Origin of the sequence: Sphingopyxis sp. KK2 (genome assembly GCF_001990265.1) — a bacterium.
GTDB lineage: Bacteria > Pseudomonadota > Alphaproteobacteria > Sphingomonadales > Sphingomonadaceae > Sphingopyxis.
On record NZ_LYVN01000090.1, the window covers coordinates 1 to 16907 of the forward strand.

17 protein-coding genes are annotated in these 16907 nt (G+C 64.6%); 13 read left to right on the forward strand and 4 right to left on the reverse strand.

Features of this window, described 5'->3' with window-relative positions; translation table 11 throughout:
* The first annotated feature begins 133 nt into the window (after positions 1 to 133).
* The 3 genes from acnA to B1A78_RS14650 are packed head-to-tail and all read left to right on the forward strand — an operon-like array spanning position 134 to position 3438.
* Positions 134 to 2806 carry an aconitate hydratase AcnA gene (acnA, locus tag B1A78_RS14640; RefSeq protein WP_077147671.1) on the forward strand — a complete coding sequence of 891 codons (2673 nt, stop codon included), beginning with the start codon at positions 134 to 136 and terminating at the stop codon, positions 2804 to 2806.
* A 16-nt stretch (positions 2807 to 2822) separates the two neighbouring features.
* Positions 2823 to 3113: a ribosomal protein L7/L12 gene (locus B1A78_RS22995; RefSeq protein ID WP_077147672.1), complete on the forward strand. Its 291-nt coding sequence runs from the start codon at positions 2823 to 2825 to the stop codon at positions 3111 to 3113.
* Between the two features lie 49 nt (positions 3114 to 3162).
* Positions 3163 to 3438, forward strand: coding sequence for a hypothetical protein (locus B1A78_RS14650; RefSeq protein ID WP_077147673.1), 276 nt, complete (start codon positions 3163 to 3165; stop codon positions 3436 to 3438).
* On the opposite strand, the gene B1A78_RS14655 is transcribed toward B1A78_RS14650, so the two are convergent.
* A complete protein-coding gene (locus tag B1A78_RS14655) occupies positions 3435 to 4892 on the reverse strand; it encodes an amidohydrolase family protein (RefSeq protein ID WP_077147674.1) in 1458 nt (485 codons plus the stop codon). The genes B1A78_RS14650 and B1A78_RS14655 overlap by 4 nt on opposite strands.
* A gap of 197 nt (positions 4893 to 5089) precedes the next feature.
* Between B1A78_RS14655 and B1A78_RS14660 the strand changes: the two genes are divergently transcribed.
* From B1A78_RS14660 to glnA, 10 genes are all read left to right on the forward strand, one after another.
* Positions 5090 to 5257 (forward strand): DUF1328 domain-containing protein, encoded by a 168-nt coding sequence (locus B1A78_RS14660; RefSeq protein WP_077147686.1) that lies wholly within the window; start codon positions 5090 to 5092, stop codon positions 5255 to 5257.
* A 260-nt stretch (positions 5258 to 5517) separates the two neighbouring features.
* Positions 5518 to 7863 (forward strand): ATP-dependent Clp protease ATP-binding subunit ClpA, encoded by a 2346-nt coding sequence (clpA, locus tag B1A78_RS14665; protein WP_077147687.1) that lies wholly within the window; start codon positions 5518 to 5520, stop codon positions 7861 to 7863.
* A 5-nt stretch (positions 7864 to 7868) separates the two neighbouring features.
* Positions 7869 to 8300, forward strand: a complete 432-nt coding sequence (locus tag B1A78_RS14670) for a DUF2185 domain-containing protein (protein WP_218667987.1) — start codon at positions 7869 to 7871, stop codon at positions 8298 to 8300.
* Between the two features lie 49 nt (positions 8301 to 8349).
* Positions 8350 to 9456: a hypothetical protein gene (locus tag B1A78_RS14675; RefSeq protein ID WP_144037846.1), complete on the forward strand. Its 1107-nt coding sequence runs from the start codon at positions 8350 to 8352 to the stop codon at positions 9454 to 9456.
* Positions 9457 to 9500: 44 nt separating this feature from the next.
* Positions 9501 to 9728 (forward strand): AbrB/MazE/SpoVT family DNA-binding domain-containing protein, encoded by a 228-nt coding sequence (locus B1A78_RS14680; RefSeq protein WP_077147677.1) that lies wholly within the window; start codon positions 9501 to 9503, stop codon positions 9726 to 9728.
* Positions 9725 to 10126: a type II toxin-antitoxin system death-on-curing family toxin gene (locus B1A78_RS14685; RefSeq protein WP_077147678.1), complete on the forward strand. Its 402-nt coding sequence runs from the start codon at positions 9725 to 9727 to the stop codon at positions 10124 to 10126. The genes B1A78_RS14680 and B1A78_RS14685 overlap by 4 nt, the downstream gene beginning before the upstream one ends.
* Before the next feature lie 47 nt (positions 10127 to 10173).
* Positions 10174 to 11013, forward strand: a complete 840-nt coding sequence (gene map / locus B1A78_RS14690) for a type I methionyl aminopeptidase (RefSeq protein WP_077147679.1) — start codon at positions 10174 to 10176, stop codon at positions 11011 to 11013.
* A 95-nt stretch (positions 11014 to 11108) separates the two neighbouring features.
* Positions 11109 to 13292 (forward strand): PQQ-dependent dehydrogenase, methanol/ethanol family, encoded by a 2184-nt coding sequence (locus tag B1A78_RS14695; RefSeq protein WP_077147680.1) that lies wholly within the window; start codon positions 11109 to 11111, stop codon positions 13290 to 13292.
* Positions 13293 to 13560: 268 nt separating this feature from the next.
* Entirely contained in the window at positions 13561 to 13899 is a 339-nt protein-coding gene (locus B1A78_RS14700) for a P-II family nitrogen regulator (RefSeq protein ID WP_077147681.1), read from the forward strand.
* A gap of 72 nt (positions 13900 to 13971) precedes the next feature.
* A complete protein-coding gene (gene glnA / locus B1A78_RS14705; protein WP_077147682.1) occupies positions 13972 to 15384 on the forward strand; it encodes a type I glutamate--ammonia ligase in 1413 nt (470 codons plus the stop codon).
* Positions 15385 to 15483: 99 nt separating this feature from the next.
* On the opposite strand, the gene B1A78_RS22355 is transcribed toward glnA, so the two are convergent.
* Genes B1A78_RS22355 through B1A78_RS14720 form a run of 3 tightly spaced genes read right to left on the reverse strand, consistent with a single transcriptional unit; the run spans position 15484 to position 16824 of the window.
* Entirely contained in the window at positions 15484 to 15957 is a 474-nt protein-coding gene (locus B1A78_RS22355) for a hypothetical protein (RefSeq protein ID WP_144037847.1), read from the reverse strand.
* Positions 15958 to 15969: 12 nt separating this feature from the next.
* A complete protein-coding gene (locus B1A78_RS14715; RefSeq protein WP_077147684.1) occupies positions 15970 to 16404 on the reverse strand; it encodes a hypothetical protein in 435 nt (144 codons plus the stop codon).
* A 45-nt stretch (positions 16405 to 16449) separates the two neighbouring features.
* Complete coding sequence (locus B1A78_RS14720) at positions 16450 to 16824, reverse strand: hypothetical protein (protein WP_077147685.1); 375 nt, start codon at positions 16822 to 16824, stop codon at positions 16450 to 16452.
* Between the last annotated feature and the right edge of the window lie 83 nt (positions 16825 to 16907).

A 16907-nucleotide genomic window follows, 5' to 3' on the forward strand; every position in this document is an offset into this window, starting at 1 on the left:
CCCTTGCATTTCCCACCCCCCGGCGTAAGGCGGCGCCAACATAAACCGCGCGTGCGACTCCCGCTGGCCTCGCTCTCCCGCCCCGCCATCGGACAGTCATTCCCCGCCGCGCCAACATGGGGACTGCAATCCTATGACGACCACGGGCCACGACACGCTGGGTACCCGTTCGACGCTGAGCGTCGGCGGCAAGAATTACGCTTATTATTCGCTCGACAAGGCCGCCGAAAAGTTCGGCGACGTGTCGCGCCTGCCCTTCTCGATGAAGGTGCTGCTCGAAAACCTGCTGCGCTTCGAGGATGGCGGCTTCACCGTGTCGACCGACGATGTGAAGGCGCTCGTCGACTGGCAGAAGGATCCGCATTCGAACCGCGAGATCCAGTATCGCCCCGCGCGCGTGCTGCTTCAGGATTTCACCGGCGTTCCCTGCGTCGTCGACTTGGCCGCGATGCGCGATGCGATCGCGAAGCTCGGCGGCGACACGACGAAGATCAACCCGCTGGTCCCCGTCCACCTCGTCATCGACCACTCGGTGATGGTCGACGAATTCGGCCACCCCAAAGCGTTCGAACAGAATGTCGAAATCGAATATTATCGCAACGGCGAACGTTATGACTTCCTGAAATGGGGTTCGAAGTCGCTCGACAATTTCAAGGCGGTCCCTCCGGGCACCGGCATCTGCCACCAGGTGAACCTCGAACATATCGCGCAGGCGGTGTGGTCCAGCGAAGATGCGAATGGTGAGACCGTCGCCTATCCCGACACCTGCGTCGGCACCGACAGCCACACGACGATGATCAACGGCCTTGGCGTGCTCGGCTGGGGCGTCGGCGGGATCGAGGCAGAGGCCGCGATGCTCGGCCAGCCCGTGTCGATGCTGATCCCCGAAGTCGTCGGGTTCAAATTCACCGGGGCGCTGAAGGAAGGCGTCACCGCGACCGACCTCGTGCTCACCGCGACGCAGATGCTGCGCGCCAAGGGCGTCGTCGGCCGCTTCGTCGAATATTTCGGCCCCGGCCTGTCGTCGCTGTCGCTCGCCGACCGCGCGACGCTTGCCAACATGGCGCCCGAATATGGCGCGACCTGCGGCTTCTTCGGCGTCGACGACAAGACGCTCGACTATATGCGCCTGACCGGCCGCACCGAGGAAAATATCGCGCTGGTCGAGGCTTATGCCAAGGCGCAGGGGCTGTGGATCGTCGAGGGCGCCGCCGACCCGGTGTTCACTGAGACGCTCGAACTCGATCTTGCCACCGTCGTGCCGTCGCTCGCGGGGCCCAAGCGTCCGCAGGACCGCGTCTCGCTTCCCGAGGTCGACGACGTGTTCAACGCCGACATGGCGAACACCTATAAAAAGGCGCAGACGCGCGTGCCGGTCGAGGGCAAGGATTTCGACATCGGTGACGGCGACGTCACCATCGCCGCAATCACCAGCTGCACCAACACCTCGAACCCCGGGGTGCTGATCGCCGCGGGGCTCGTCGCGAAAAAGGCCGATGCCTATGGCCTGAAGCCCAAGCCGTGGGTCAAGACCTCGCTCGCGCCGGGTTCGCAGGTCGTCACCGACTATCTCGAAAAGGCCGGGCTGCAGGCGCATCTCGACAATGTCGGCTTCAACCTCGTCGGTTATGGCTGCACCACCTGCATCGGCAACTCGGGTCCGCTCGCCGAGCCGATCTCGAAGGCGATCAACGAGAATGGCCTCGTCGCCGCGGCGGTGATCTCGGGCAACCGCAACTTCGAAGGCCGCGTGTCGCCCGACGTGCGCGCCAACTTCCTCGCCTCGCCGCCGCTCGTCGTCGCCTATGCGCTCAAGGGCACGGTGATCGAGGATTTCACCACCACCCCGATCGGGCAGGCCGAGGACGGCAAGGACGTCTTCCTCGCCGACATCTGGCCGACCAACCAGGAAGTCGCCGAAGTCATGGCGGGCGCGGTCGACCGCGACATGTTCGAGGCGCGCTACGCGCATGTCTACAAGGGCGACGAGCATTGGCAGAAGATCGAGGTCGAGGGCAGCGACACCTATCAGTGGCGCGCGGGCTCGACCTATGTCGCCAACCCGCCCTATTTCGAGGGCATGTCGATGACCCCGGCGCCGGTGTCGGACATCGTCGGCGCCAAGCCGCTCGCGATCCTCGGCGACAGCATCACGACCGACCACATCAGCCCCGCCGGTTCGATCAAGGCGGACTCGCCGGCCGGAAAATGGCTTATGGAACATCAGGTTAGCAAGGCCGACTTCAACAGCTACGGCGCCCGCCGCGGCCACCACGACGTCATGATGCGCGGCACCTTCGCCAACATCCGCATCAAGAATGAAATGGTCCCCGGCATCGAAGGCGGCATGTCGCGCTATGGCGCCGAGGTCATGCCGATCTACGACGCCGCGATGCGCCACAAGGCCGACGGCACGCCGCTGGTCGTCATCGCGGGCAAGGAATATGGCACCGGCTCGTCGCGCGACTGGGCGGCGAAGGGCACGAACCTGCTCGGCGTCCGCGCGGTGATCGTCGAGAGCTTCGAGCGCATCCACCGCTCGAACCTCGTCGGCATGGGCGTGCTGCCGCTCCAGTTCCTCGACGGCCAGAGCCGCGAAACGCTGGGCCTGACCGGCGACGACCAGTTCACGATCACCGGCGTCGCCGAGCTGAAGCCGCGCCAGACGGTGACCGTGAACGTCACCCGCCCCGACGGCTCGACCTTCGCCTTCGATACGCTCTGCCGCATCGATACCGCAAACGAGGTCGAATACTATATGAACGGCGGCATCCTGCACTATGTGCTCCGCAAGCTGGCCGCATAAGGACTAGGCGGGGACGATGGGCGCCTTGATTCCCTTCGTCCTCGGCCTGCTGCTCGGGGTCGCGCTGACGCTCTTCCTGATCCGCAAGGGTCAGGGCGACCGGCGCGACCTCACCGGCCCGCCACCCCGTGCAGCACCGCGCCCGATGGTGCGCGTCGGCGACGAGCGGATCAGCGACGAGGAAATCCTCGACCTCATCCGCCAGAACCGCAAGATCGAGGCGATCAAATTGATGCGCGAAAAGACCGGACTCGGCCTTGCCGAAGCCAAGGATGCGGTCGAAGAACTCGAACGGGGTATGCGCTAGGTCGCCGCCTCCGAATATCGGCCGACCGACGGCCGCGAAGGGACGGGATATGGGCGCATTCAACATCGGTATCGAGATCATCGGCTGGGCCGCCGCCGCGATCATCCTCGCCAGCTATATCCTGCTCTCGCTCGGCAAGCTCGAACCGCGCGGCTATCTCTACCAGTGGATGAATGTCGTCGGCGCCGCGGGCTTCGTGATCAATTCGGGCTATAATGGTGCCCTGCCGTCCGCCGGGCTCAATGTGATCTGGGCGGCGATGGGGATCTTCACCCTGTGGAGCGTATGGCGTGCCCGCGCCGCGGCCCGCGCGGCGACGCCCTAGGGCTTCGCCGCCTCAGCATCCCAAGCCGCGACCTTGGCCCGCGTGTCGGCGAGCATCTTGTCGAGCGCGGCGCGATCATGGACCGTCCCGCGCATCACCACCGTGTCGATCGCCCGCGTCGCGGCGATGTCCTCGAGCGGGTTGCGGTCGAGCAGCACCATATCCGCCGCCATGCCCGGCTTGATCGCGCCATAGCGGTTGAGCCAGCCGAACCATGCCGGACCCGCGCGCGTCGCCGAGGCGAGCGCCTGCGCCGGGGTCAGCCCCTTTTCGACGAACAGCGCGATCTCGTCGTGCAGCCCGAAGCCCGGATAGTTGAAGCTGTTGAGGAAACCCGCGTCGGTCCCCGCCATGATCGGTACCCCCGCCTCGGCGAGCATCGGCAGGATCGTGCCAATGTCCTCGATCTGCTTGTGCCGCGCCGCGATGGCAGGGGCATCCGCCTTGGCCGCGCGCTCGACGCGCCATTCATAGGTCTTGCGCAGCTTCGGCCCCATATAGGCGAGCCCCGCATCCTTGCTGTGATCGTCGCGGTCGAGATACGCGATGATGCGGCTGCCGTTGAGCGTCGGGGTGACCGAAACACCCTGCGTCGCAAAACGGCGATAGGCCGCCATCGCGGTATTGCGGTCAAAGCCCGCGTCGAGCCGGCGGTTCGCCTCCGCCCGGTCGATCCGCCCCGCGGCGAAATCGGCCGCAATCGCCGCTTCGTCCGTCGCCCCGGCATTATAGGCATAGTCGAGATGCTCGATCGAACTGATCCCCGCATCGACCGCCTGCCCCGTCGTCAGCGCCATCGGGATATGCCCCGAGGTGCGGATGCCGAGTGCCTTCGCGCGCTGCAGCGCATAGAGGAAAAGCTCGGGCTTCAACGTGCTGTCGGTGATCTTGACGAAATCGACATGGTCGCGGTTCTTGAGCCGGTCGAGCGCCGCATCGACATCGGCCTCGTTGCCGACCTCGATCGTGCCCTTCCACAGCGGCGCGATCCCCTCGATCTTCGCGCCCGAGGTCAGCAGGCGAGGACCGAATAGCGTGCCGCCCGCAATCGCACTCCGCCACGCGAGCACCTGCTCGGCAAGATCGCCCGAACAGTCGCGGATCGTCGTGATGCCGTTCGCGACATAGAGCGGGAAAAGCGCCTCATTCTCCGCGATCAGCTCGGGCCCGCCACCAAAATGGACATGCATGTCCCAAAGCCCGGGGATGAGGAACTTGCCCTTGCCCTCGACCCGCTGCGTCGCGTGCCAGTCCTTGGCGATCGCGGCATCGGGACCGACCGCGACGATATCGCCGCCTTTCAGCACCACCGCCTGGCCGGCGACCGCCTTCGCCGCCTCGACGTCGATCAGCGTGACGTGGCGAATGATGACATCGCCCTGTTTGGGCGCGGCGAGCGCGGGCGGAGCGAGCGCCAGCACAACAGCGGCGAGGACGACAAGCAGGTTTTTCATCGGGGCGACCTTTCGCCTCCGTCCCTAGGCGCATCCCGGCCAAGATCAAGCGGCGGGCGGCCTTGTCGCACCGTCAGGAACCTTGTCGGCGAAGGCGCGTTAACGGTGCATCGATGCATGACAAACCCGCGAAGTCGAGCCGCCGCATAGCGCGCGTGGTCGAAGGCGAGGGCGTGCGTCCGGGAAGGAGACCGAATATGTTCAGATATGCCATCATCTTCGCCGTCATCGCGCTCGTCGCTGCGCTGCTCGGCTTTGGCGGGATTGCCGGCCTGTCGGCCGAGTTCGCCAAGATTCTGCTGATCGTCGGCGTCGTGCTGGTGGTCGTCGCCTTCGTGTTCGGCCGCGGACGCCGGGCGCTTTAGCAATATCGAAGAGCGTGCTTCGGCGCGCCCCAATATGCCGGCGGCCTCCCCCCTTGGGCCGCCGGCATTTTTGTGCCCAATCGACAGCACGCCCGGCGGCAAAATCCCCAACGCCGCGTTAACCATATTCCAACCCCGATCTGCGCAAATTCATGCCGTCGACCGCTTTTCCCTTGCGATGGGACGGCGGCATCGCCACCTTGTGTACCTAAGGGGGCCGCCATCTCCCCGGCCTGGTCCCCGCAAGGAGATGAATGACCATGCCGTCTTTTTCGGAAAGCCTCGAAAAGACCCTCCATAACGCGCTGAAGGCCGCTTCGGAGCGCCACCACGAATATGCGACGCTCGAGCATCTGCTCTACGCGCTGATCGACGACGATCATGCCGCCGAAGTGATGCGCGCGTGCGGCGTCGCGCTCGACGACCTGCAATCGGCGGTCGTCCATTATCTCGACACCGAACTCGACAGCCTGAAGGTCGAGGGACACAGCGACCCGTCGCCCACATCGGGATTCCAGCGCGTCGTCCAGCGCGCCATCCTGCATGTCCAGTCGTCGGGCAAGGATGAGGTGACGGGCGCCAACGTCCTCGTCGCCTTGTTCTCGGAACGCGAATCCTACGCCGTCTATTTCCTGCAACAGCAGGACCTGACCCGCCTCGACGCGGTCTCCTACCTCAGCCACGGCGTCGGCAAGGGCGGCAAGCCGTCGCCCACCGCCGAGCCCGAGGAAAAGGAAGAGACGAAGGACAAGGCCGACGCGAAGAACAAGAAGGAAACCGCGCTCGACCAGTTCACCGTCAACCTCAACGAGAAAGCGAAGATCGGCAAGGTCGATCCGCTGATCGGCCGCAGTGCCGAGGTCGATCGCACGATCCAGATCCTCTGCCGCCGCAGCAAGAACAATCCGCTCTATGTCGGCGATCCCGGCGTCGGCAAGACCGCGATCGCCGAGGGCCTCGCGCGCAAGATCATCGAGGGCGACGTGCCCGAAGTGCTGCTGCCCGCGGTTATCTATTCGCTCGACATGGGCGCGCTGCTCGCCGGCACGCGTTATCGCGGCGATTTCGAGGAACGGCTGAAACAGGTCGTCACCGAACTCGAAGGCCTGCCGCACGCGATCCTGTTCATCGACGAGATCCACACGGTGATCGGCGCCGGCGCGACGAGCGGCGGCGCGATGGATGCGTCGAACCTGCTCAAGCCCGCGTTGTCGGGCGGCGTCATCCGCTGCATCGGCTCGACGACGTACAAGGAGTTCCGCAACCACTTCGAAAAGGACCGCGCGCTGCTACGCCGCTTCCAGAAGATCGACGTGATCGAGCCCAGCCTTGAGGATACCAAGAAGATCCTCGCCGGGCTGCGCAGCGCGTTCGAGGCGCATCACCAGGTGCGCTATACGCAGGACGCGATCAACGCCGCGGTCGACCTGTCGGCGCGCTACATCAACGACCGCAAATTGCCCGACAAGGCGATCGACGTGATCGACGAGGTTGGCGCGATGCAGATGCTCGTCGCCCCGTCGAAGCGCAAGAAGACGATCACCGCGAAGGAGATTGAGGCTGTCATTGCTACGATGGCGCGCATCCCGCCGAAGTCGGTGTCGACCGACGACAAGGCGACACTCGCCAATCTCGAGACCGACCTCAAGCGCGTCGTCTTCGGCCAGAACACCGCAATCGAGGTGTTGTCGTCGGCGATCAAGCTTAGCCGCGCGGGTCTTCGCGATCCCGAAAAGCCGATCGGCAACTATCTGTTCAGCGGGCCTACGGGGGTCGGCAAGACCGAGGTCGCGAAGCAGCTCGCGTCGATCATGGGCATCCCGCTCCAACGGTTCGACATGTCCGAATATATGGAGCGCCATTCGGTCAGCCGCCTGATCGGTGCGCCCCCGGGCTATGTCGGATACGATCAGGGCGGCCTGCTCACCGACGCGATCGACCAGAATCCGCATTGCGTGCTGCTGCTCGACGAGATCGAAAAGGCGCATCCCGACCTGTTCAACATCCTGTTGCAGGTGATGGACCATGGCCGCCTGACCGATCATCACGGCAAGACGGTCGACTTCCGCAACGTCATCCTGATCATGACGACCAATGCGGGCGCCAGCGACATGGCGCGCGAGGGGATCGGCTTCGGCCTGTCGACGCGCGAGGATGTGCAGGAGGAAGCGGTGAAGAATCTCTTCACCCCCGAATTCCGCAACCGCCTCGATGCGATCGTGCCCTTCGGCTATCTGCCGCCCGAAGTCGTCGCGCGCGTCGTCGACAAGTTCATCCTGCAGCTCGAAATGCAGCTCGCCGACCGCAACGTCCATATCCAGCTCGACGAGGCGGCGCGCGAATGGCTGACCGGCAAGGGCTATGACAAGCTCTACGGCGCGCGACCGATGGGCCGCCTGATCCAGGAAAAGATCAAGCAGCCGCTCGCCGAGGAACTGCTGTTCGGCAAGCTCGTCCATGGCGGCGAGGTGAAGGTCAAGATGAAGACCGGCGGCGACGCCAATGTCGGCAATCCGCTCGCCTTTGAAATCGTCTCGGCCCCGCCCAAGGGCAGCAAGGCGAAGGCCAAGCCCAAGGCCGACAAGTCGAAAAAGGCTGCGGAATAAGTATCGTGCGGCGCAGGGCGATCCTCTCGGGCCTCGGGCTCGCGGCGGTCGCCCTGTCCGCTTTTGCTGCACCCGGGCTGATGGCGCGCGAGAAACGCTATAAATTGTCGCGCGACGACATCCGCCCGCTCGCGATGGGACGCGGCGGCTGCATCGCGTCCGACCGCATCACGGTGGAGGGTCTGCCGGTCCGCTTCATGTACCGCGACAAGCCGCGCAACGACCAGGACAGCGGCTGGGCCTTCCTCTCGGGCACCGAAGACGATGCCTATATGAACGACCCCGCCAATCACGGCATCTACGATGTCAACACCATCGCCAATTACGACCCGTCGATCATCGGCTTTCTCGACTCGCCGGTCGGCAGCGTCTTCGAGAAAGTGCCCGGCGCGGCGGATTTCGTTGCAGTGAGCGACTGGGCGCCGCCACGCGACTGACGGCGAGGCGGTCGCCATCGAATTAAGCGGATCGCAACTCCCTGCTGCTATGCCCGCCGCTCCTGACAATGTGGGGCCGGGGCAGACGATGACGACACAATTGCAGCAATGGCTGGGGCAGGCGAACGCGCTGCGCGAATTCGACCGCTGGTTCGAGGGCGTGATGCGCGCTGGCAATTTCGACGAGCTCGACGCCTTCCTGACCGAGGAACTGCTCGCGCATCCGCACCCGATCACCTCGCTCTGCCTCGCGCGGCCGCTGTCGGCGGTCCGTGTCACCGGCTGGGACGAACTCGCCGCCGACCTGCTGCGCGACGAGGAACGCCACGCCGCGGGCGGTCCCGTTACCGCGATCGGCGCCGACCTGTCGGCGCATTGCGAACCCGACGACGACGCATGGCCGCTCGAGGTCAATTTCTACGACGACGAAGCCTTTCCCTTCGGCGACGGCGACCTTGCCGGGATCAACGCCGCCGCGGCCGACACCAGCACGCCCTGGCAGGGCGAATTCCGCGACATCGTGGGCAGCCTGACCGTCGTCGGGCTGGGACGCATCTACACCGCGGTATGCGCCAACATGCCCGGCCGCATCCCGTTCGGCGAACCCGCGCCGGTCGACGTCGTCGCCGACCGTCTCGGCCGCTTCTTCCTCACCCTGCGCTTCCACCAGGCGCTGGTCCGCGACGCCGCGCACGAAGGGCTCCCGCGCCCGATGGTGCTGCTCGGCGGCGCCCACGACGTCGATCCCTGGTACGAGTCGGCCTATTGGTGCGAAAAGGAACGGCTCGACGATGGCAAGGTCGCGTCGATCCAGGGTGCCCGCGACGAGGCGAACAAGGAGCGTTTCCGCGCCGAGACCGAGCTGAAGATCGCCGAGTGGCGCGACCGCCGCAACGTCATCATCCGACGCCAGCTGCGCGCCGACAAGCACCCCGCCTTCGTCGAGCTCAGCGCGGCGCAGGACGCACTCTTCTACAATATGACCGGCCTCGGCGACGGCCGCGCGTCGCACGAGCTGTCCGATCATGACTATGAAATGCTGCTCTACGCCTGGCAGCGCCAGCGCGCCGAAAAGATCGGCGACGACCCCGACATGATCGCCGAACCCGAAAAGCCGCGCGGCGGGTTGTTCGGATTGTTCAGCCGGGCGTCCTGAGGTGAGGCCTTGAAGCTGAGACATCGCAATGTTATAACGCCTGTATGAACACGCCACTCAAAATCACCAAGGTCGGCAACAGTGCTGCCGTCATCCTGCCCAAAGAGTTGCTCGCGCGGCTGCGCGTCTCGCTGGGCGATACGCTGTTCGCCACCGAATCGCCTGACGGCATCCGCCTGACCGCGTCAAATCCCGATTTCGCGGCAAAAATGGCGGCCGCCGAGGAGATCATGCGCGAAGATCGCGATATCTTGCGCGTCCTCGCGAAATGACCAACAGTGATCGCGTCGAGCCCATCTGGCTCGACGCGGATGTGGCCTTGGCCATTCACGATCGCCAACTCGCCGAACATGGGGGCATTTCTGGCGTCCGCGATGCCGGGATGCTCGAATCGGCGCTGGCGCGGCCAGTCAACCAATGGGTATATGGCGAAGACGATCCGGCGAAACTGGCTGCGGCCTACGCGTTCGGCGTCGCACGCAACCATCCCTTCGGCGACGGCAACAAAAGGACTGCATGGGTTCTGGCACGCCTATTTCTACGCCTCAACGGCCATGAACTGCGCTTCAATCCCCAGGACGCCATAGACATTGTGCTTGCGCTGGCGGCCGGTGAACTTGCGGAGGATGAATTGGCCGCCTGGTTTCGGAGTCATAGGACCGCGAGCTGACATGCCGTGCCCTCGCCTTTTGGTTCTCCAGCGCCTATATCACCCCCATGTACGACTATGTCTCCGTGACCACCGCCGCCCCCGGCGCGCCGACGCCGGTGCGCGACGGCACGATCAAGCTGCACGACGCGGCGGGTTTTGAGGGCATGCGCAAGGCGGGGCGGTTGTCGGCCGAAATCCTCGACGCGCTCGTGCCCTTTGTCCAGCCCGGCGTCACCACCGGCCAGATCGACGACCTCGTCCGCACGATGATGCTCGACGGCGGCGGCATTCCCGCGACGCTCGGCTATCGCGGCTTCACCCACAGCTGCTGCACCAGCATCAACCATGTCGTCTGCCATGGCATTCCCGACAACAAGCCGGTGCGCGACGGCGACATCGTCAACATCGACGTCACCAGCATCATCGACGGCTGGCACGGCGACACCAGCCGCATGTATCTGGTCGGCGATGTGCCGATCAAGGCGCGGCGGCTGGTCGAGGTGACCTATGAATGCCTGATGCTCGGCATCGAACAGGCGAAGCCCGGCAACCGCATGGGCGACGTCGCGCATGCGATCCAGAGCCACGCCGAAAGGCACCGCTATTCGGTCGTCCGCGATTTCTGCGGGCATGGCCTCGGCCAGATGTTCCACGACGCGCCCGAGGTCGTCCACGCCGGCCGTCCCGGCACCGGACCCGAACTGCGCCCGGGCATGTTCTTCACGATCGAACCGATGATCAACACCGGCAAATATGCGGTGAAGATGCTCGCCGACGGCTGGACCGCGGTGACCCGCGACCGCAGCCTCTCGGCGCAGTTCGAGCACAGCATCGGCATCACCGAAACGGGATGCGAGATCTTCACCGCCAGCCCCAAGGGCCTGAACGCGCCGCCCTGGCAATAACGACCATCTCTGCCCCCATTTTCCCGCTTGCGCCCCCGGCGCATCGGGCGCAGACTTGACGTTAACGTCAAGCATAGGCGTCGGGAGAAAATGGGATGGCAAAGAAGGTCTTGAAGGCCGCGCTCATCGGCTGCGCGGTACTGGCATTGTCGGCGTGCAACGCATCGAAGAATGAGAGCATCTCGGGCGGCTCGCTCGACGAAGCCGAAAAGGCCAGCGAGACCCTGCTCAAGACCGGCGGCAACGGCGACGACTGGGGCGCCATCGGTTTCAGCTACGACGAGCAGCGGTTCAGCCCGCTCACCGATATCAACGACAAGAATGTCGGCCAGCTCGGCGTGGCCTGGACCGCCGATCTCGACGATGCGCGCGGGCAGGAGGCGACCCCGGTGATCGTCGACGGCACGCTCTATGTCAGCCATGCCTGGTCGAAGGTCAGTGCCTGGGACGCCGCGACGGGCAAATTGCTGTGGAAATTCGACCCCAAGGTTCCGGGCGAACGCGCGGTCAGCGCGTGCTGCGACGTCGTCAACCGCGGCGTCGCGGTGTGGGGCGACAAGCTCTTCGTCGGCGCGCTCGACGGCCGGCTGATCGCGCTCGACCGCAAGACCGGCAAGGAGCAATGGACCACCCAAACTTTCGACACCTCGAAACCCTATACGATCACCGGCGCCCCGCGCGTCGTGAAGGACATGGTGCTGATCGGCAATGGCGGCGCCGAATTCGGCGTGCGCGGCTATGTCACCGCCTATGACGCCGACACCGGCAAGGAACGCTGGCGCTTCTACACCGCGCCGAACCCGACCAAGGCCAAGGACGACGCCGCCTCGGACGACATCTTCGCGAGCAAGGCCAACGCGACCTGGTCCGACAAGGGCGAATGGCAGACCTCGGGCGGCGGCGGCACTGTTTGGGACGCGATCGTCTATGACAAGGATCTCGACCAGGTCTATCTCGGCGTCGGCAACGGCAATCCGTGGAACCATGGCACGCGCTCGAATGGCGAGGGCGACAACTGGTTCCTGTCCTCGGTCGTTGCGCTCGACGCCACGACCGGCAAATATAAATGGCATTATCAGGAGACGCCGGGCGAGACGTGGGATTACACAGCAACCCAGCCGATCATCCTCGCCGAGCAGGCGGTCGCCGGGAAGCCGACCAAGGTGCTCTACCACGCGCCGAAAAACGGCTTCTTCTTCACGATCGATCGTACGACCGGCAAGCTGATCGATGCCAAGCCCTTCGTCGACGGGATCAACTGGGCGACGGGCTACGACCTCGCCACAGGCCGCCCGATCGAAAATCCCGAGGCGCGCTTCTACAAAACCGGCAAGCCTTTCATCGCGGTGCCCGGCGCGCTCGGCGCGCACAATTGGCACCCGATGAGCTATAACCCAGCCACCGGCCTCGTCTATATCCCGGCACAGCAGATTCCGCAGGGCTATCTCGCCGACATGGACGAACTCGACAAGCGCAAGGTCCTCGGCTTCAACATCGGTACCTCGCTCAACAAGACGATGCTGCCCGACGACAAGGCCGCGTTCAAGGCCGCGGTCGCAGCGACCACCGGACGGCTGGTCGCCTTCGATCCGCGCACCGGCAAGGTCGCCTGGGCGGTCGACTATCGGGCGGCGTGGAACGGCGGCACGATGACCACCGCGGGCAACCTCGTCTTCCAAGGGACGAGCACGGGCCGCTTCCGCGCTTACACCGCCGACACTGGCAAGCAATTGCTCGACCTCGACATGCAGTCGGGGATCGTCAGCGCGCCCTCGACCTTCCGCGTCGGCGGCGTGCAATATATCGCCTTCATGACCAGCAAGGGCGGCGCGTTCCCGCTCGTTGCCGGGGTCGCGGGCGGGGTGACGCGCAAGGTGCCGAACATCCCGCGCCTCGTCGTGCTCAAGATCGGCGGCACCGGCAAGCTGCCCGCGCCGCCCGCCGCCGCAACGCTTGCGTGGAACCCGCCGGCGCAGTTCGGCACCGCCGCGCAGGTCGCGGCGGGCAAGGCGCATTTCGGGCGCTACTGCATCGTCTGTCACGGCGACAGCGCGATCGGCAACGGCTTCACCCCCGACCTCCGCGTTTCGGGCCTGCTCGGCAACGCCGATGCGTGGAAGGGCGTGATCGTCGACGGCGCGCTCAAGGACAGCGGCATGGTCAGCTTCGCGCGTGTGCTGACCCCCGCCGATGCCGAGGCGATCCGCGCCTATGTCATCGACCGTTCGATCTGGACCAAGGCGAACCTGCCCGACGCCTCGGCGCCGATGGGTCGCTGATACCCTCTTCCCCGTCGCGGCGCGGCGGGGTGGATCGATTTGCCGCTTTTTTAGGCACCGAGATTGCGCCGTTGCCCACCCCTTGGGCAACGGCGCAATTTGCTTTCAAAATTCTTACCGAAAGCTTGCGATTCGGCAATTGGCACGGCTTTTGATTGGTGCAACATGACGGGGCCTCGCAGCGACTCAGGACGGTGCGCACCGGGCAGGCAGGCCTGTCCGGCTTTGGCTGCAGGCATCGATAAAGCCCAAGTGGGGGACTAGACGCGTGAAGAAGATTGAAGCGATCATCAAGCCGTTCAAGCTCGATGAAGTGAAGGAAGCGCTGCACGAGGTCGGCGTCAGCGGCATCACCGTAACCGAGGCCAAGGGCTTCGGCCGGCAGAAAGGCCATACCGAACTCTATCGCGGCGCCGAATATGTCGTCGATTTCCTGCCCAAGGTGAAACTCGAAGTCATCGTCGAGGACAGCATGGCCGAACGCGTGGTCGAGGCGATCGCCGCCGCCGCGCAGACCGGCCGCATCGGCGACGGCAAGATTTTCGTGATCCCGGTCGAGACGGCTCTGCGCATCCGCACCGGCGAGCGCAACGACGACGCGCTCTAAACCCCGCACTCCCCAACCTGTTCAACAAGACCCCGGGTCGCCCCGGACAAATCGCAAGAAGGAAATATGACCATGGCTACGAAGCCCAAGGACATCATCGCACGCATCAAGGAAAACGACATCGAGTGGGTCGACCTGCGCTTCACCGATCCGAAGGGCAAATGGCAGCATCTGACCATGTGCGCCGGCGTGATCGACGAAGACGCGCTCGAAGACGGCCTGATGTTCGACGGTTCGTCGATCGAGGGTTGGAAGGCGATCAACGAGTCGGACATGATCCTGATGCCCGACCTCGAAGCCGTCTATGACGATCCCTTCTCGGCGACCCCGATGCTCGTGATCTTCTGCGACATCGTCGAGCCCTCGACCGGCGAAGGCTATGCCCGCGACCCCCGCACGACGGCGAAGCGCGCCGAGGCCTATGTCGCCTCGACCGGCGTCGGCGACACCGTCTATGTCGGCCCCGAAGCCGAATTCTTCATGTTCGACGACGTCCGCTTCGAAACCGGCTACAACAAGTCGGGCTTCGAGATCGACGACATCGAGCTGCCGACCAACACCGGCCGCAGCTATGAGGGCGGCAACCTCGCCCACCGTCCGCGCGCCAAGGGCGGCTATTTCCCCGTCGCACCGGTCGACAGCGCCGTCGACATCCGCGCCGAGATGGTCTCGACCATGCTCGAAATGGGTCTGCCCTGCGACAAGCACCACCATGAAGTCGCCGCCGCGCAGCACGAACTCGGCCTGACCTTCGGCACGCTGACGCAGACCGCCGACCGCATGCAGATCTACAAGTACGTCGTGCACCAGGTCGCCCATGCCTATGGCAAGACCGCGACCTTCATGCCCAAGCCGATCAAAGACGACAACGGCAGCGGCATGCACACGCACATCTCGATCTGGGAAAAGGGCAAGCCGCTCTTCGCCGGCAACGGCTATGCGGGCCTGTCGGACATGTGCCTCTATTTCATCGGCGGCGTCGTGAAGCATGCCAAGGCGCTCAACGCCTTCACCAATCCGACGACGAACAGCTACAAGCGGCTCGTCCCGGGCTTCGAAGCACCGGTGCTGCTCGCCTATTCGTCGCGCAACCGTTCGGCTTCGTGCCGCATCCCTTATGGTGCGGGCGCCAAGGCGAAGCGCGTCGAGTTCCGCTTCCCCGACGCGATGGCCAACCCCTATCTCTGCTACTCGGCGCTGCTGATGGCGGGCCTCGACGGCATCCAGAACAAGATCCACCCGGGCGATCCGATGGACAAGAATCTCTATGACCTGCCGCCCGAGGAACTGGCCGAAGTCCCGACCGTCTGCGGCAGCTTGCGCGAAGCGCTCGACAGCCTCGCCGCCGACCACGACTTCCTGCTCAAGGGCGACGTGTTCACCAAGGACCAGATCGAGGCCTATATCGAACTCAAGTGGGACGAGGTCTATCGCTTCGAACAGACCCCGAGCCCGGTCGAGTTCGACATGTACTACAGCGCCTGATCCCTCGGATCAGCGACGCCAAGGAGGGGTGTCCGGCTCGGGGGGGCCGGGCACCCTTTTTTGGTCCGCCGATATGGTCGCGCCATCGCGAGCAGCGCCTTATGCGACCGCCTCGTCGAGATATCGCCCCATGGCGGCAAAGGCCGGGTCCGTCATGACGACGAAAACCCGCCGGCCATCGTCGGGATCATCCTGCCGCGCGAGCAGCGAAGCCTGCGTCATCATCCGGATCCAGCGGGCGCCGGTCGTCGCCGGGATCGCGGTGGCAACCGCGGGGCTGGTCGCAGATACCTGCCGCCCCTCCAGCCGCGCTACATAAAGGTCCAGCAATATGTCCCATGCCGGATCGGTACAGAATTCGGCGGGAAAAAATTGCTCGCGCATCTGGCGCTCGCCCAGCATGCGCCGGACCAGCTTTGCCCGCACACCCGGACACTTGGAGGCCTCGTGTCCTTCCGCGTCGCCACCTTCCGGAGCTTTGGTTTCCAGCGACCGCAGCCGATCTTCAAGTCCGCGTTGAACGCTGCGACGCGCCGACCGCAGACGTTGCGGCGACCAATTTTCTAAAGACATATTCGTACCGATCTATGGTCGGTGCGCTCGCGCTTCCTCTCTCATCCGGGCCCGCACATGGATCGCGGCGACCAGGATGATGGCCATCTGGACATAGGCCCAATGCCCCTGCCCCGCCGCATAGACGTTGGCGACGATGGTCGGCGCAGACAGCTTCGCAAAATGCGTGCCGCAGGTAATCATCTGCAGTGCGGCGACGGGAAGCGTCCAATAGCGACGACTGTAAAGGGCATGAACGACAAAGACGGCGAGAGTGAGGAGGTCGAACGCGATCAGAAGAGGATTGGCGTTCTCGAGATAACGGCCTGAAAGATGGACGGCGAGGATGCTCAGGGCCGAGGCCGTGAACAGCGTGAAGATCGACAGACGACATTCCCAGTCGCCGATCCACAGCACTGTCACGAGCACCGTCACGATCAGCGCGATGTAGATATATCCCCAGATCACGGCACGCTGCCCTTCAAGGCCAATTCCATAACCCGGGGATCATCCTCATGCGGCAGCGATGTCGGCCCTTGCCGCAGGCGCGTCGTCATTTTCGCTGCTGCCCTGCGGTTCCTTGATCTTCACGCCGTCGCCGGTTCCGACGATCCGGAAATTCTTCAGGCCGATGCCATCCCGGACGCGTGCCAATTCATGATGCAATTGCACCACATTCGCGCGGCTTTCGCACATCGCACCGATGGCGGCGCTCGCCAGCGTCATGGCGGCGTCCCCCGAAACCGGGGACAGCTTCGCCGCGACCTGCGCTTGCGGCAGCCCGGTGAAAAGTTCGCCGAGCGCGACGATCGCATCGTCGACGGCGGTTTCGGCGCGGTGGAGTTTGGTCGCCACATCGGTGGCGGCGTTGCGACGGTTCTTGAGCATCTTTATCCCCCCGGCGATTTCCTGTGGATCTCGCCGATCATGGCGGTGAAAGCAGATTCGAAAGGCCCAGCAGTCCGTTGACG

Excerpts from the sequence above, each read along its gene's own strand:
- clpA (WP_077147687.1), top strand. The coding sequence starts at position 5,518 with ATGCCGTCTTTTTCGGAAAGCCTCGAAAAGACCCTCCATAACGCGCTG.
- B1A78_RS14650 (WP_077147673.1), top strand. The coding sequence starts at position 3,163 with ATGGGCGCATTCAACATCGGTATCGAGATCATCGGCTGGGCCGCCGCC.
- B1A78_RS22355 (WP_144037847.1), bottom strand. The coding sequence starts at position 15,957 with ATGTCTTTAGAAAATTGGTCGCCGCAACGTCTGCGGTCGGCGCGTCGC.
- B1A78_RS14655 (WP_077147674.1), bottom strand. The coding sequence starts at position 4,892 with ATGAAAAACCTGCTTGTCGTCCTCGCCGCTGTTGTGCTGGCGCTCGCT.
- B1A78_RS14695 (WP_077147680.1), top strand. The coding sequence starts at position 11,109 with ATGGCAAAGAAGGTCTTGAAGGCCGCGCTCATCGGCTGCGCGGTACTG.
- B1A78_RS14720 (WP_077147685.1), bottom strand. The coding sequence starts at position 16,824 with ATGCTCAAGAACCGTCGCAACGCCGCCACCGATGTGGCGACCAAACTC.
- B1A78_RS14680 (WP_077147677.1), top strand. The coding sequence starts at position 9,501 with ATGAACACGCCACTCAAAATCACCAAGGTCGGCAACAGTGCTGCCGTC.
- B1A78_RS14685 (WP_077147678.1), top strand. The coding sequence starts at position 9,725 with ATGACCAACAGTGATCGCGTCGAGCCCATCTGGCTCGACGCGGATGTG.
- map (WP_077147679.1), top strand. The coding sequence starts at position 10,174 with ATGTACGACTATGTCTCCGTGACCACCGCCGCCCCCGGCGCGCCGACG.
- B1A78_RS14675 (WP_144037846.1), top strand. The coding sequence starts at position 8,350 with ATGCCCGCCGCTCCTGACAATGTGGGGCCGGGGCAGACGATGACGACA.
- acnA (WP_077147671.1), top strand. The coding sequence starts at position 134 with ATGACGACCACGGGCCACGACACGCTGGGTACCCGTTCGACGCTGAGC.
- B1A78_RS14660 (WP_077147686.1), top strand. The coding sequence starts at position 5,090 with ATGTTCAGATATGCCATCATCTTCGCCGTCATCGCGCTCGTCGCTGCG.
- glnA (WP_077147682.1), top strand. The coding sequence starts at position 13,972 with ATGGCTACGAAGCCCAAGGACATCATCGCACGCATCAAGGAAAACGAC.
- B1A78_RS22995 (WP_077147672.1), top strand. The coding sequence starts at position 2,823 with ATGGGCGCCTTGATTCCCTTCGTCCTCGGCCTGCTGCTCGGGGTCGCG.